Source organism: Devosia lacusdianchii, assembly GCF_022429625.1.
GTDB classification, from domain to species: domain Bacteria; phylum Pseudomonadota; class Alphaproteobacteria; order Rhizobiales; family Devosiaceae; genus Devosia; species Devosia lacusdianchii.
Genome location: NZ_CP092483.1, coordinates 1450160 through 1463628, shown reverse-complemented (window position 1 = coordinate 1463628; position 13469 = coordinate 1450160). Strand labels below are relative to the sequence as shown.

12 protein-coding genes and 1 tRNA gene are annotated in these 13469 nt (G+C 62.6%); 5 read left to right on the top strand and 8 right to left on the bottom strand.

All coding sequences use genetic code 11. The features are described 5' to 3' along the window. Positions 1–101 precede the first annotated feature (101 nt). Together MF606_RS07125 and MF606_RS07120 are read right to left on the bottom strand one after the other, a co-directional pair. Positions 102–680, bottom strand: coding sequence for a hypothetical protein (locus MF606_RS07125; RefSeq protein ID WP_240233114.1), 579 nt, complete (start codon positions 678–680; stop codon positions 102–104). 160 nt (positions 681–840) lie between these two features. Beyond that, positions 841–933, bottom strand: a tRNA-Ser gene (locus MF606_RS07120). 31 nt (positions 934–964) lie between these two features. Between MF606_RS07120 and MF606_RS07115 the strand changes: the two genes are divergently transcribed. Beyond that, the gene (locus MF606_RS07115; protein ID WP_240233113.1) at positions 965–1657 is read left to right on the top strand and encodes a DUF2147 domain-containing protein; all 693 of its coding nucleotides are present in this window, start codon (positions 965–967) and stop codon (positions 1655–1657) included. On the opposite strand, the gene MF606_RS07110 is transcribed toward MF606_RS07115, so the two are convergent. Together MF606_RS07110 and MF606_RS07105 are read right to left on the bottom strand one after the other, a co-directional pair. Next, complete coding sequence (locus MF606_RS07110; protein WP_240233112.1) at positions 1658–2356, bottom strand: glutathione S-transferase family protein; 699 nt, start codon at positions 2354–2356, stop codon at positions 1658–1660. It lies immediately after the preceding gene. Between the two features lie 100 nt (positions 2357–2456). Beyond that, on the bottom strand, positions 2457–2897 hold the full coding sequence (locus MF606_RS07105) for a glyoxalase superfamily protein (protein WP_240233111.1): 441 nt from the start codon (positions 2895–2897) through the stop codon (positions 2457–2459). Between the two features lie 344 nt (positions 2898–3241). On the opposite strand from MF606_RS07105, the gene MF606_RS07100 reads away from it, so the two are divergent. Further along, positions 3242–4012, top strand: a complete 771-nt coding sequence (locus MF606_RS07100) for a sulfite exporter TauE/SafE family protein (RefSeq protein ID WP_240233110.1) — start codon at positions 3242–3244, stop codon at positions 4010–4012. 131 nt (positions 4013–4143) lie between these two features. On the opposite strand, the gene MF606_RS07095 is transcribed toward MF606_RS07100, so the two are convergent. From MF606_RS07095 to MF606_RS07080, 4 genes are all read right to left on the bottom strand, one after another. Beyond that, complete coding sequence (locus MF606_RS07095) at positions 4144–6243, bottom strand: molybdopterin-containing oxidoreductase family protein (protein ID WP_240233109.1); 2100 nt, start codon at positions 6241–6243, stop codon at positions 4144–4146. 851 nt (positions 6244–7094) lie between these two features. Beyond that, positions 7095–7721 (bottom strand): hypothetical protein, encoded by a 627-nt coding sequence (locus MF606_RS07090; protein WP_240233108.1) that lies wholly within the window; start codon positions 7719–7721, stop codon positions 7095–7097. A gap of 258 nt (positions 7722–7979) precedes the next feature. Beyond that, on the bottom strand, positions 7980–8294 hold the full coding sequence (gene sugE / locus MF606_RS07085) for a quaternary ammonium compound efflux SMR transporter SugE (protein WP_240233107.1): 315 nt from the start codon (positions 8292–8294) through the stop codon (positions 7980–7982). A 143-nt stretch (positions 8295–8437) separates the two neighbouring features. Continuing rightward, positions 8438–10039: an MDR family MFS transporter gene (locus MF606_RS07080; protein ID WP_240233106.1), complete on the bottom strand. Its 1602-nt coding sequence runs from the start codon at positions 10037–10039 to the stop codon at positions 8438–8440. A 140-nt stretch (positions 10040–10179) separates the two neighbouring features. Here MF606_RS07080 and MF606_RS07075 point away from each other — a divergent pair, with 140 nt between their 5' ends. The 3 genes from MF606_RS07075 to MF606_RS07065 all read left to right on the top strand — a co-directional run bounded on the left by MF606_RS07075 (position 10180) and on the right by MF606_RS07065 (position 13454). Next, positions 10180–10806, top strand: coding sequence for a MarR family winged helix-turn-helix transcriptional regulator (locus MF606_RS07075; protein WP_240233105.1), 627 nt, complete (start codon positions 10180–10182; stop codon positions 10804–10806). A gap of 105 nt (positions 10807–10911) precedes the next feature. Next, positions 10912–11550, top strand: coding sequence for an OB-fold-containig protein (locus tag MF606_RS07070; protein ID WP_240233104.1), 639 nt, complete (start codon positions 10912–10914; stop codon positions 11548–11550). Beyond that, entirely contained in the window at positions 11550–13454 is a 1905-nt protein-coding gene (locus MF606_RS07065; RefSeq protein WP_240233103.1) for a flotillin family protein, read from the top strand. The genes MF606_RS07070 and MF606_RS07065 overlap by 1 nt, the downstream gene beginning before the upstream one ends. Positions 13455–13469 lie beyond the last annotated feature (15 nt).

Sequence of the window (13469 nt, the reverse complement as noted above, 5' to 3'; positions counted from 1 at the left end):
GCCCCCTCCACGAGGGTTCATGATTACTGCATCACATAACTTCGAGCAAGCGTTGAGCTAGGCCAACAAGAATTCGGCAGCTGATATGTTGCCGGAAAGTCTCACGCCGCCCTAGACATCAGAACGTTCACACCCCGCATTTTCTCTAACTTGGCAAGATTCTCTCGAGCAATTCTCTGTCCGTCCGGCAGAGGACCAGAAAACGAAGTAACTCCACCAACACTGACGCCAATTTGTTTGATGGCTCCAGCATTATCGAAGACAATGAGGTCCTGGAGTTGCTCGCAGATGCGGTTGCCTATTCCTTCAGCAAGGTCCGGGGCCACATTGAGCAGGTGGATCGAATACAGCCGCCCGTCAATGTCGGCCACGCGGTCACTTGCGCGAACGCATTGCATTATTGCGTTCTTGAACAATTGCCGTTCGGCAGTCTCGACAGTTCGGCCCGCGGAATCAGTAATCGACACCACGAGTACAGCCGACGATCCGGAGTTGACTGGCTGACCCGTTGGGTTCGCCTGGGGCCGGGAGGCATCACGCAGCAAGTAGTGCCAGGCCGCGCCAGCGATGATTGCCGCAACCGCCACCCAGCGGACCACGTCCAGCATTTCCCTGGGTGCCAGGACGAGACCGCCAAGGACCAGGCCGGTCGCTGCCGCACGTACTACCTTCATATTCATCCGCGACCTCCATCGGGGCGGGACAATCGATAGGGAGCCGTGAGTTTTGTGCTTCGGGATTATGAGCAATGAAGCTCAATTTGTACGAACCGCCGCCGCTCGCGGCCAAAGCTGGCGGAGCCCGGAATTCCAGGTTGTTGAAAACTCAAACCATGGGGAATGGCGGAGAGGAAGGGATTCGAACCCTCGAGACAGTTCATCACCATCTGCGCCCTTAGCAGGGGCGTGCCTTCGACCACTCGGCCACCTCTCCGGCACGGGCTGGATAGCGGGCGAGGTGGGGGATGGCAAGCGGTTTCTGCCGCCAGCGGCGCTGGACGAACAACAGTGAAGCCAAGCGGGCACTTCTACCGGCATTGCGACCGCTAATTGGTTTGTTCGGTGGGAGAATGGCGGGTAATCGTCAGGTGCGCGATGCTCGAATCGGGAAACGAGCTTGGCTAGCGGAGTGCGTCGGGATGGGAAACTGGATCAGGTCGATACTGGTGCTGGCGGCAGTGCTTGGCGGGACGATGGCAGCCGTGTCACAGGAGCCCGTGCCAATCATCGCGGATCCGATCGAGGGCATCTGGCGCACGTTGCTGCTGTCGGAAGTAACCATTGCCCCCTGCCCTGAGGGCTGGTGCGGGACGCTCAGCAAAATCGTGGTGCCGACCGAAGGACTGACTCCGGAGGAAATCGCGGCAGCACAGAGTATGCCGGTCGAGAGCTTTACCGATGCGCGCAACAAAGACCCAGAACTGCGCAACCGGCCAATGCTGGGATTACAGATCGTCACCTTAAGGCCCGGCAGCAAGCCGGGGATATATGACGGAGAGGTCTATAACCCGCAGGATGGCAACATCTATTCGGGCTATATGGAAATGCTGGGACCGGATGCGGTACGGCTCAATGGCTGTGTTCTGTTCAACGTCATCTGCCAGGGCGAGGATTGGGTCAGGGTGATACCCGAACCCGAGGTTGAGGCCAGCCAATAGTCAGCGCTGATTGAACAGAATCTTCTGGGCTTCCTTGTCGGTGGCCAGGTTGTTCACGTGGGTGTCTTTACCCCAGTTGAGGCCACGCGCCACGGCGGGACGGGCATTAAGGCGGTCGAGCCAGGCAGCGAAATTCGGCAGTTCGGTCCGCGAAATGCCGTAGCGCTCCCAGCCCTGGGCCCAGCCGATGCTGGCGATGTCGGCGATGGAATAGTCGCCGGCAATGTAGTCCCTGCCCTCAAGCTGCTTGTTCAGCACGCGGAACAGGCGGTGGGTTTCGTCGGTATACCGCTTCTGCGCATAGGGGATTTTCTCGGGTGCGTAGACGTTGAAGTGGTTGTTCTGGCCCAGCATCGGGCCGAAGCCGCCAACCTGCCAGAACAGCCATTCATCGACCTTGACCTGCTGGCGCGGGTCGGTCGGGTAGAACTGGCCGAACTTGAGGCCGAGATATTTGAGAATAGCGCCAGATTCGAAGATCGAGATGGGCTGACCATCAGGGCCCTCGGGGTCGACGATGGCGGGAATCTTGTTGTTGGGTGAGATAGCCAGGAATTCGGGGGTGAATTGTTCGCCCTTGCCGATATCGATGCGGTGATAATTCCACGGGACGCCCAATTCTTCGAGCAGGATGTGGACCTTCTGCCCGTTCGGGGTGGGCAGCGAGTAGGCCTCGATCGGTTTGGTCTGGGTGGTCATCGCCATATCCGTTTTAGTAGGGAGTGCGTCGATATATCGGCGCTTTACGATGGAAGGCAAGGCCACTTATTGGTGACCTGCCTTCCATCAGATGCGGCGGTCATGCTCGCCGCAGCACCATTTGCGGATTGCCGTTGCCGCGTAGGGCCGACGAGATGCCGTGGATATCCACGGTGGCGACGACGCGCTGGCGGTGAGCGGCGAACATAAAGGTGGGCGTGACGTTGACGGGTTCGTCAAAATTCACGGTCACCTTATAGTGCTGCATATCGCTCATCAGCTGCACGCCGATGAGCATGCCGGTGAATGGCTGATCGAGGTACAGCCCCTTGACCCGGTTGCCGACCTGGAACGGAGCGGCCACGCGGTCGGGTAGCGAGGCGCGGGCGGTGTTCCAGTCGCGGAAACCGTGGGCACGGGCGACGACCTCAAGGGCGGCGCCGTGAGACAAGGTTTCGCCGGCCCTCGAGCGCTCTTCGCGCAGAGCCTTTGCTTCGGATTTGAGGGTTTGGGCGGACGGAATATCCAGTGAAAACGACATGACTTAGGTCCTCTCATTTGCATGAGGCGACTGTTTCATGGGAGCTCGCATTGCCATGGTGCGCCTCGCAAAGATGAACCGGAGTTCGTGTCTTTCGCTTGGTCTGGACTTCACCGTCGGAATTGCTTCCGGCGAGCGGCGGGTGCCAGCGACCTGAGCGCGATATGATCCCCAGCGCGGGTTTTGTCAACGGCATGGCTGGGCTGCGATCGTTTCGGGTGATGGCTGCAATCAGACAAATGTGTTGGGCCGGGGTGTTTTCTGGGGGTATGGGCATTGCTGAGAGCCCTCAGGATGGATTCCGGCCTTAGCCGGAATGACATCGTGGGTTGGGGACAGAGCTGATGATCGAGACGTTGTTTCTGCTGGTAGCCGGCCTGATAGGCGGGGCGTTGAACTCTTTGGCGGGCGGTGGCTCGTTTATCGTGTTCCCAGCCCTGCTGCTGGCGGGGGTGCCGCCGGTGATTGCCAATGCGTCGAACACCTATGCCGCCCTGCCCGGCTATGTGAGCGGAGCGTTTGGCTATTGGCACGCCATGGCCAAGTACAAGGATCGGCTGGTGCTCTACGGCATCGTGGCGGCGGTGTTCGGCTATGTGGGCGCGGAACTGCTGCTGGTGGTGTCGGACGAGTTGTTCTCGCTGGTGGTGCCGTGGCTGATGCTGTTTGCCGTGCTGCTGTTCATCTTCGGCAACCGGCTCAATGGGCTCGTGGCAGCGCATGGTGGCGGGCGGCGCGGCATGAAGGTGGCGGGGACGGCGCTGCTGCTGCTGTTCCTCGCCGGCGTCTGCGTCTATGGCGGGTTCTTCAATGCCGGGCTGGGCATTCTGCTGCTCGCTTTCCTCGCCACCGCGGGGATGAGCGACATCCACGCGATGAACGGGCTGAAGCTGTTCATCTCGTCGACCGTGGCGCTGGTCGCGGTGGCGCGGTTCGCGCTGAGCGGGTCGATCGACTGGTACCATGGCTCGATCGCCCTGGTTGGTGTCGTCGTCGGCGGCTATGTCGCGGCACGAAATGCCCATTTGATCCCCACGCAATGGATTCGCGTGGCGGTGATTATCTATGGGCTGTTCATGACCGGGTATTTCTTTTGGGGGGCTTACGTCGCGTGACGCGCCCTGCAAACTCGATCGTCATCCTCGGGCTTGACCCGAGGGGACTGCACTTCATCAGCACTCGGCAAGTGAAGAGCCCTCGGGTCAAGCCCGAGGGTGACGTGCAGTGAGTGGGGGTGCCAAATGCGCTACTGAAGCTCAGCCCGCCTGATCCAGACCGCTGCGTCGTGGAAGGTGGCGCCGCCGAAGGGTGGGGCTGGCGTGGCGTTGGTCAGGGTGTTGATGCCTTTGCCGCCGCGGTGGGCCTTGTTCTGGTGCAGTCCCTCGGCAATCAGCACGCCGGTGGGCAGGCCGGTGCGGATACGGGCGGTGAGGTCGACATTGCCCCTGCCATTGCCGACGGTGACGAATTCGCCGTCGGCAATGCCGAGCCGTGCAGCGTCATCGGGATGGATGAAGACCGAGGGAACGCCTTCGCGCTTCTGGCTGCCGGGGGTTTCGTTGAAGCTGGAATTGAGGAAGGCACGGGCCGGGCTGGTGGCGAGGCGGAACGGGTGCTCCGCATCGGCAGCCTCGATGATGTCCCAATGGTCGGCGAAGCGCGGCATATCGGCGGGATCGCACGTCCAGAGATAGCCCTTCTTAATGCGGGTTGCCTCCCAGTCGGGGGCGAAGCGGAAGCGCTTGTCGGGCCAGGCAAAGCCGTCGGCAAAACGGGCGACGGAATCGGGACGCTCGCGATCGACGAAGCCCGACTTCTCGACCTCAGCCAGATCGGGATAGTTCGAGCGGCGGAAGGTTTCGGCGACAACGTCGCGGTCGGTGGTGCGGAAAATGTCGTCGTCGAGGCCGAGGCGCAGGGCCAGGGCGTTGATGACTTCGTGGTTGGATTTGGTGCCGGCGAGGCGCTCGATGACGGCGGGGCCGTAGAGGACACGGGTGTGGCCGCCACGGGTGTAATAGTCATTGTGTTCGAGGAACATGGTGGCCGGCAGGACGATATCGGCAAACTCAGCCGTTTCGGTCATGAACTGTTCGTGCACGACGAGGAAGAGGTCCTCGCGGGCGAAGCCAGCATGGGTGCGCGTCTGGTCGGGCGCGACCGAGGCCGGGTTGGTGTTCTGGACGATCATGGCCTTGACCTGACCGCCGCCCTTGAGAGCCTTGGCGTCGCCTGACAGGATGGGGCCAATTTCGGACATGTCGAGCCAGCGTGGGTCGCCCTTTTGCAGATGCGTGCCTTCGAGGCGGGACTTGTCGAGCTTCCAGGTACCGGAATTGGAGTGGAAGGCGCCACCGCCGCGATGCTGCCAGGCGCCGGTCATGGCGGGGATACAGAGTGCCGCATGCATGGCGGTGGAACCATTGCGCTGGCGGGTGAAGCCATAGCCGAGGCGGAAGTAGCTGCGCGGAGTGGTGCCGACGAGGTGGGCGAAGGCGGTGATCTGCTCGACGGAAAGGCCAGTGATCTCGGCGGCCCATTCCGGCGTTTTGGTCGCGAGATGGGCTTCGAAGTCGGGACCAAAGTCGGTGTATTTGGCCATGTAGGCGCGATCGGCGAGGTTGTCGCGCAGCAGGATGTGCATGACCGAAACGGCCAGCGCACCGTCGGTGCCGGGGCGCAGCACGAGGCCCATGTCGGCCTGGGCCATGGTGGCGGTTTCGTAGATGTCGATGACGACGACCTTGGCCTTGCGTTCCTTCCTGGCGCGCATGGCATGGGTCATGACGTTGACCTGGGTGTGCACGGCATTGGTGCCCCAGATGACGACGCAGTCGCTTTCGGCCATCTGCTCGGGATTGACGCCGCCGAGCATGCCGGTGCCGGCGATGAAGCCCGGCCAGGCGGTGCCGGTGCAGATGGTGTCGTATTGGCGGGAATAGCCCTTGGCGGCGCGCAGGCGGTCGATGCCGTCGCGGTGCACGTGGCCCATAGTGCCGGCGTAGTAATAGGGCCAGATGGCTTCAGCGCCGTGTTCGGCTTCGATGGCGGTGAAGCGAGCGGCGATTTCGTCGAGGGCTTCGTCCCAGGAGATGGGCTGCCACTGGCCGGCGCCTTTGGGGCCGACACGACGCAGCGGCTGGGTCAGGCGCTCCGGGTGGTGGACGCGCTCGGCGTAGCGGGCGACTTTTTCGCAGATGACGCCGGCCGTATAGGGATCATCCTTGGCGCCACGAACGCGGCCGATGGTGCCGTTATCGATGATGTCGACATCTAGCGCGCAGGCGGATGGGCAATCATGCGGGCAGACCGAGCGGGCGGTGCGAATGGCGACAGATTGGTTCATGGCGCGAAAGTAGCCGAGGGCGGGCCGGCGCTCAATTGAATTGGGGTGATGGGCGGCATTCGCGACGTGAATGCGTGCGGAAGCGCCGCCTGTGGTGCGGTTGTCGTGTCGTCCCGTGTTCGCCCGCGAGTAGAGCGATGGTGGCGAGGCATCTGCCTCGATGGGTAGTTTGTGTTGAGGCAGTTGCCTCGCCACCATGCCGGGTTGTCTAGCGGGTCCGGGTTCAGGCGCTACCAATATTGCAGGCGCGGCTGCCGAATTTCCCCCGCACAAGGAAGGCGACCCCTCCTCCTCCGGCTATCCCCACGACCATCACTCGTCATGACTGGGCTCTGACGTGGGCAACGGGGGAAGTATGGCATGGGTGTTGAGGGCGGGGATAAGGGGAATAGGGTGGGAGTGTCATCCTCGCCCTCGATCGTCACCCTCGGGCTTGACCCGAGGGGTCTATGCTTTAGCCGGCGCTCAGAAAGTGCAGAGCCCTCGGGTCAAGCCCGAGGGTGACGACCCGGTGGGTGTGATTGGCGAAGGGGTGATTGGCGCGGATCGCCACGGACATTGATTACGGCCGCAGCCTGTCCTCGGGCGCGAAGCGACCCGGGGGCCGGAATGACATCGTGGTGGTGGAGATTGCCGCTTGCTCGATCGTCACCTTCGGCTGATCCGAGGTCTATCGCCGCTTGTGCCGTGTTGGGAGTGGCTCTCGGGTCGAGCCCGAGGGAACGCTGGTGCGTGTATTGGATATTGCCCTCACCAACACCTTTCACTTGCACACAGCCCAATCATTCGGGCGCAGCCTTCGTGGCCTCCGGGCCAAAAAGCTCCATCGGAGCGATTTTTCTGCGGCCAGCTCAGAGGGTCGCGAAAGCCTTCGTGCTCGTTTCGGCGTTGCGGCGGGCGCGGTTGGTCGCGTGGATGGCAAGCTGGGCGGCGCCGGAGTGGAATTGGGAGAAGGTGACCTTTTGAGCGTCGTGCGTGGTGATGGTGACACCACGCCAGTTGGGGCGGACAACCCGCACGTCGGACCAGGCCAGCTTGGTCTCGCGGCCAAAGGCGGTCTTGTGTTCAAGCAGGGTATTGTTCCAGCGGACGCGGTTGAACAGGCCGCCGAGGCCAATGCCAATGGCCCCTGCCCCCAGCAAGACCGAGGCGGCGAAGGTAGCGAGCATCTGGGTTGCTTCGACGTGCTTGGTACCGCCGATGAAAATGACGGCGGACATCAGCACCACGGCAAGGGCGGCCGCACCGTAGCAGGCGAAATATTCGACCATCGATGGCCGCAGTTCCGACCAGCCATCGACGCTGACGGCCTCTTCGCTCTGTACGAGGCGTAATGCAAGGAAAGCTGCATAGCCAAAGGCGACAACACCCGCAGCGCGAGCAAGCGGCAGACCGGCGGTAAAGGGGACGTATTTCAGAACCAGAAGCGAAACGATTACGAACAGTGGCACAGCCACTTCCTGCCAGCGCAAGGGCACTATTGCTCTCCAAGACTATTGGGGGGCCGGCGACGCGAGTTCGGCATTCCTATGCCGTGAATCTAACAAGGATAGCTGATTTGACCATTAACAATTTTGGGAGCGGCCCATGTTCGGATGGAACATCAGCTTTTTTGCCACAGTCGGGCAACTGAGAAAGTGATTCAAGGCGCTGGCCGACTGATTCCGAGAATCCGCCTAACCGATTGAAGCTATGGGTACTTCCCGCAGACCAAACCTGCGGGAAGCGTTAGTTCCTTATGACACCAGCTTGAGCCCGATGATGCCGGCAACGATCAGGCCGATACTGGCCAGACGGGCAGCGGTTGCCGGGTCGCCGAACAGGTACATGCCGAGCAGCGCGGTGCCGACGGTGCCAATGCCGGTCCAGACGGCGTAGCCCGTGCCAACAGGCAGGTCGCGAAGGGCGATGCCCAGAAGCACGACGCTGATGATCATGGCGCCGACGGTGAGCGTGGTGGGAACGAGCTTGGTGAAGCCGTCGGTGTATTTGAGGCCAATCGCCCAGCCCATCTCAAACAGGCCGGCGATGACGAGATAGACCCAAGCCATTGGGATCTCTCCTTGCATTGGCGGGTCGTCCCGGCCGATGAGCGAAAACGCGAGGTCGTCCACGCGCCGCAAAGACATAGGTGGGGCAGTGGGAAAGCGGAAGAGCTTCCCCGGGCCATGAGATGGTCTGGGGAAGCATGGGACTAGCGCGATGCGACGATGGGTGCGCCAACAGCGGCAGCGGTGGCGTGTTCCTCGGCATCGATCTCGGCCTCGGGTTCGGTGCGCAGCGTGGTGGCCAGCGGCAGTTCCTTGAGCAGGAAGGACAGGCCGAAGGCGATGATCGCCGCAGCGGCTGCGGTGAGGAACACCGGGTGGAGGGCCGCGGCGAAGCCTTCGAGCACCTGAACGCGGACAGCTTCCGGTAGCTCGGCGATGGCCTTGGCGTTGAACGCGCCCGGGCCATGCGCCGGCATCACGTCGCCCAGTTGCGCGGCGAGGCCGCTCGAGAAGATGGCGCCGAAGACCGAGACGCCGATGGAGCCGCCAATCTGGCGGAACAGCGTCGAGCCGGCGGTGGCGACACCAACGAGGGACCGCGGCACGGCATTCTGGGTTGCAGTGACGCCGACACTGTTCACCGGACCGATCCCGAGGCCGACGATGAACATATAGACGGCGATCTGCCAGTCGGGCGTATCCAGACGCATCATACCGAGCAGCAGCAGGCCGACAAAGAGGACTACCGTCGCCAGGATTGGCAGGATCTTGTAGCGGCCGGTCTTGCTCATGACGAAGCCGGACAGGGTCGAGGCGCCGATGAGGCCGACCATCATGGGCAGAAGCTGGAACGCCGAATTGGTGGGCGATATGCCCTTGGCGATCTGCAGATACATGGGCAGGAAGGTGATCGACCCGAACATGGCCATGCCAACGAGGAAGCCAATGGAATTGGTGACCAGGAAGGTGTTGTTGCGGAAGAGCTGGAGCGGCAGCACCGGCTCGGACGCGTGGGCTTCAACCCAGATGAAGGCCGCGAGCGTTGCGGCCGCAAGAGCGACGAGGCCGATGATTTGTACCGACAGCCAGGGGAAGGTGTTGCCACCCAGGCTGGTGGCCAGCACGAAAGCAGAGAGCGCCGCGGTCAGCAGGACGAAGCCCATATAGTCGATCTTGTGCGAGACCCGATCCGCCCGTGGCTTGAGGGCGACGCCGATAACGGCGAGCGCCAGCAGGCCGAGCGGCAGGTTGATGATGAAAATCCAGCGCCAGCTCAGGTGTTCGACGATGAAGCCGCCGAGCAACGGACCAACAACGGTGGCCACCCCGAAGACGGCGCCGAAAATGCCCTGAACCTTGCCGCGCTGGCGGGGTGGAATGATATCGGCGACCACAGTCATGGCGACGACCATGAGGCCACCGCCGCCCAGACCCTGCACCGTGCGAGCGAGGATGAGGAAGGTCATGGAATTGGCGAAGGCCGATAGCGTCGCGCCGATCAGGAAGATGACGATGGCGGCCTGCAGCACGATCTTGCGACCATAGAGGTCGCCCAGCTTGCCGTAGATCGGCGCGACCACGGTGGAGCTCAGCAAATAGGCGATGACCACCCAGGTGAGGTGATCGAGGCCGCCGAGCTCGGTGACGATGGTCGGCAAGGCAGTCGAAACGATGGTCTGGCCGAGCGAGGCCAGCAGCAGCGTGACGGCAACAGCACCGATGATAAGGCCCACCGACTGCGCCTGCGACGCGTCGGCGGCCGAACGCGTCTGCGACGCGTCGACGGATTGAGTGTTCTCGGACATTGGGCGATCCTTTGCCCGCAGGTGAGGCCGGATTCGGCCGTTCACTTGCGGATTGCGTTACTGAGGCATATATCTGCCTACAGCAATTACATGTCAATAGCATGCAATTGTGAGAAGCATGCGAAATTGCGAGGACTGCCATGCCCCATACCGGCGGCACGACCGACATCAACCTGCTGTTGCGCAAGGCCGGAATCTCGGAGGCCACGGCCGAGGCGACGATCGGCATCGATGCCCTGTTGCAGAATTGGCGGCGGCGGGCGCAGAAGCGCGAACTGGGACACCGGGCCCTGGCGGACCTCAAGATCGGGCTGGACCTGGCACAGCTCGACGTACTGTTCGCGATCGAGGCACCGGTCGATGAATTCGGCGAGATGGCCGCCGGCGAAACCATGGTGGCATCGGTTGCGGAGCGGCTCGCCATCGACCCGTCGCGCGCGAGCCGGGTGGTCAGCGAGATGGTGGAGATGGGCTACGCGCGGCGGGCTGTGAGCCAGGCCGATGCGCGGCGCACGATCATCGAGCTGACCGATGCCGGACGGACAGTGGTGCGGGCGGTGCGCGCCTACAAGTTCCTGATTATGGGTGATTTTCTCAGTGGCTGGGATGCGGCTGAATTGGCGGCATTCCTGCCCATGCTGCGCAAGTTCGGGCATTGGTCGGAACATACCGATCTCGGCGCGACGAAATTCGCCGACGACATCGCAGAACTGGCCAAGCAAATCGGCGCGGCGACAGTGAAAACCGGTGCAATTGAAACTGTCTGATAAAGAGATCGCAATCTTGACCCGGGGGGCTGCGGCCTCGATATAGAATTGTACAGTCCGAACCGACGGACAATCAGGCCCAATCGACCAGCAGGAGGCTAGCCGATGGACGTGTTTGCAAGCGAGACTGCGCCGTTCGTCGTCGCGCTTGGGCTGACTCTTGCCATTGCATTGATCGAATTGCTGGGCCTGTTGCTCGGCGCCCAGCCGTCGGCCGTGGTCGACAGCGCCCTGCCGGATTTCGATGCTGACGTCGATGGGGTAGAGCTTGGGCCTCTGAGCCAGACGCTGAGCTGGCTGAGCTTCGGCAAGCTCCCTGCCCTCGTCGTGCTCATCCTCATCTCCGCCAGCTTCGGGCTCATCGGTTTCATCGGGCAGGATGTGCTGCGCCGGACGATCGGCTTTGCCATCGACCCCTGGATCGCCAGCGTGCCCGCTGCCATTGGTGCGGCCTTTGTGACGCGGCATGTCGGGCTGGCGCTGGCCAGGATCATGCCCAAGGAAGAGAGCGAGGCCGTCAGCACCAAGGCTTTTGTCGGTCGGGTCGCGACGGTGTTCCGCGGCATAGCCGGCAAGGGTCATCCGGCTGAAGCAAAGCTCACAGATATTCACGGCAAGACGCATTACGTGCTGGTTGAGCCCGATGAGGGCGAGCCGAACATGCCGGAGGGTTCGGAGGTGGTGATCATTGCCCAGGAGGGGCCGGTCTACCGAGCGATCACCAAACTCAAACCGGCTGACTGATGCCCAAGGCCAAGACGCCGCCTGGCGACGCCGGGCCATTGCCCGACATCCCGCCGCCGACGACGACCCAGGACATTGTCGACCTAGCGCCGCCGCCTGATCCGAATACTCTGCCGACAACCACTATCCAAGCAACGCCGCCAACCCCGATCCAGGAGTTCAGCCCCGTGTCCCAATCCCTCAACGACATCCTGATCATACTTGCCGTGATCCTCGTCGCGCTCTTTGCCATCGGCATGGTGTTTGCGCGCCTCTATCGCCGGTCGTCCAAGGAGGTGAGCTTCGTGCGCACCGGCTTTGGCGGGCAGAAGGTGATCATGAATGGCGGCGCGCTGGTGTTCCCGGTGCTGCATGAGCAGATCCCGGTCAACATGAACACGCTGCGGCTCGAAGTGCGGCGCGCGGCGGACCAGGCGCTGATCACCAAGGATCGCATGCGCGTCGATGTGCAGGCCGAGTTCTATGTGCGCGTGCAGCCGGTGATCGAATCCATCGCCAATGCGGCGCAGACGCTGGGCCGGCGGACGATGGAGCCGGCGGCGCTCAAGGAGCTGGTGGAAGGCAAGTTCGTCGATGCGCTGCGCGCGGTGGCGGCCGAGATGGCGATGGAGGAATTGCACGAGCAGCGCGTAAACTTCGTGCAGAAGGTGCAGGCGGCCGTGTCGGAAGACATTCTCAAGAACGGGCTGGAGTTGGAATCGGTGTCGCTGACCGGGCTCGACCAGACCAATCGCGAATTCTTCAATCCGGACAATGCCTTCGACGCGGAAGGTCTCACCAAACTGACGCAGGCGATCGAGGAACGGCGCAAGGCCCGCAACGACATCGAGCAGGAAACGCAGGTGTTGATCGAGCGCAAGAATTTCGATGCCCAGGCGCAGAAATACCAGATCAGCCGCGACCAGGAGTTTGCGCGACTGGAACAGGAGCGTGAAATCCAGGTGCGGCAGGCCGAGCAGAGCTCGCTGATCAAGCAGCAGCAATCGGATCGCGAGCGCGAAGCCGAACAAGCGCGCATCCTGGCGGCGCAGCAGGTGCGCGAGTCCGATATTGCCTCGAGCCAGATCGTGCAGGAACGCGAGATTGCCACGGCACTGGCCGTGGAAGCAGCGGCGGTGGAAAAGGCCAAGCAAATCTCACTGGCCGAGCAGGCGCGCGACATTGCCGTGGCAGTGAAGAGCAAGGAGAAGTCCGTTGCCGACGCTGCCGCTGACGAGGCGCGCGCCCTCGCGGCAAAGGCCGCAGAGGAGGTCACGACATCGCGGCAGACGGCGGTGGCGGAACGCGAAAAGGCGATCCAGCTGATCGAAGCCCGCAAGGCAGCCGAGCAGGCGGCGATCTCGATCACCGTGGCGGCCGAGGCCGAGAAGGCGGCGGCGGCGGACCGGGCCGAGGCCGTACGCATCGGCGCTACTGCAGACGCCGAGAAGGTGCGCGTGGCGGCGAAGGGTTCGGCCGATTCCGAAAAGCTGCGCGCCGAGGCGCTGGCGGCCATCTACAAGGTCGAGGCCGAGGGCAAGCGCAATGTCAACGAGGCGAGCAACACGCTCAACGCCGAGCAGATCGCCATGCAGGTACGGATCAAGCTGATCGAGGCCCTGCCCCAGATCATCGCCGAGAGCGTCAAGCCGATGCAGAATATAGACGGGATCAAGATCCTGCATGTCGATGGGCTGAATGGGTCGAGCCAGAATGGTGGCGGCGAAGGTGCGGGTGTTGCCGGCGGCGGTCTGGCCGATCAGGCGGTGGCGGCTGCATTGCGCTATCGCAGCCAAGCGCCGCTCATCGATGCGCTGATGAGCGAGCTGGGGCTGAGCGGGGGGACGCTGGATGGGCTGGCGGGTTCGGTGACGAATGGCGGGGCGGTGGCCAAGCCGGAGATCGATGTGAAGGCGCGGAAGTAGGCTTAGCCCACTTCC

Bases quoted from the DNA above. Each gene is read 5' to 3' on its own strand.
- MF606_RS07125 (WP_240233114.1), bottom strand. From the start codon at position 680: ATGAATATGAAGGTAGTACGTGCGGCAGCGACCGGCCTGGTCCTTGGC.
- MF606_RS07110 (WP_240233112.1), bottom strand. From the start codon at position 2,356: ATGACCACCCAGACCAAACCGATCGAGGCCTACTCGCTGCCCACCCCG.
- MF606_RS07080 (WP_240233106.1), bottom strand. From the start codon at position 10,039: ATGTCCGAGAACACTCAATCCGTCGACGCGTCGCAGACGCGTTCGGCC.
- MF606_RS07100 (WP_240233110.1), top strand. From the start codon at position 3,242: ATGATCGAGACGTTGTTTCTGCTGGTAGCCGGCCTGATAGGCGGGGCG.
- MF606_RS07070 (WP_240233104.1), top strand. From the start codon at position 10,912: ATGGACGTGTTTGCAAGCGAGACTGCGCCGTTCGTCGTCGCGCTTGGG.
- MF606_RS07095 (WP_240233109.1), bottom strand. From the start codon at position 6,243: ATGAACCAATCTGTCGCCATTCGCACCGCCCGCTCGGTCTGCCCGCAT.
- MF606_RS07115 (WP_240233113.1), top strand. From the start codon at position 965: ATGGCAAGCGGTTTCTGCCGCCAGCGGCGCTGGACGAACAACAGTGAA.
- MF606_RS07105 (WP_240233111.1), bottom strand. From the start codon at position 2,897: ATGTCGTTTTCACTGGATATTCCGTCCGCCCAAACCCTCAAATCCGAA.
- MF606_RS07075 (WP_240233105.1), top strand. From the start codon at position 10,180: ATGCCCCATACCGGCGGCACGACCGACATCAACCTGCTGTTGCGCAAG.
- sugE (WP_240233107.1), bottom strand. From the start codon at position 8,294: ATGGCTTGGGTCTATCTCGTCATCGCCGGCCTGTTTGAGATGGGCTGG.
- MF606_RS07065 (WP_240233103.1), top strand. From the start codon at position 11,550: ATGCCCAAGGCCAAGACGCCGCCTGGCGACGCCGGGCCATTGCCCGAC.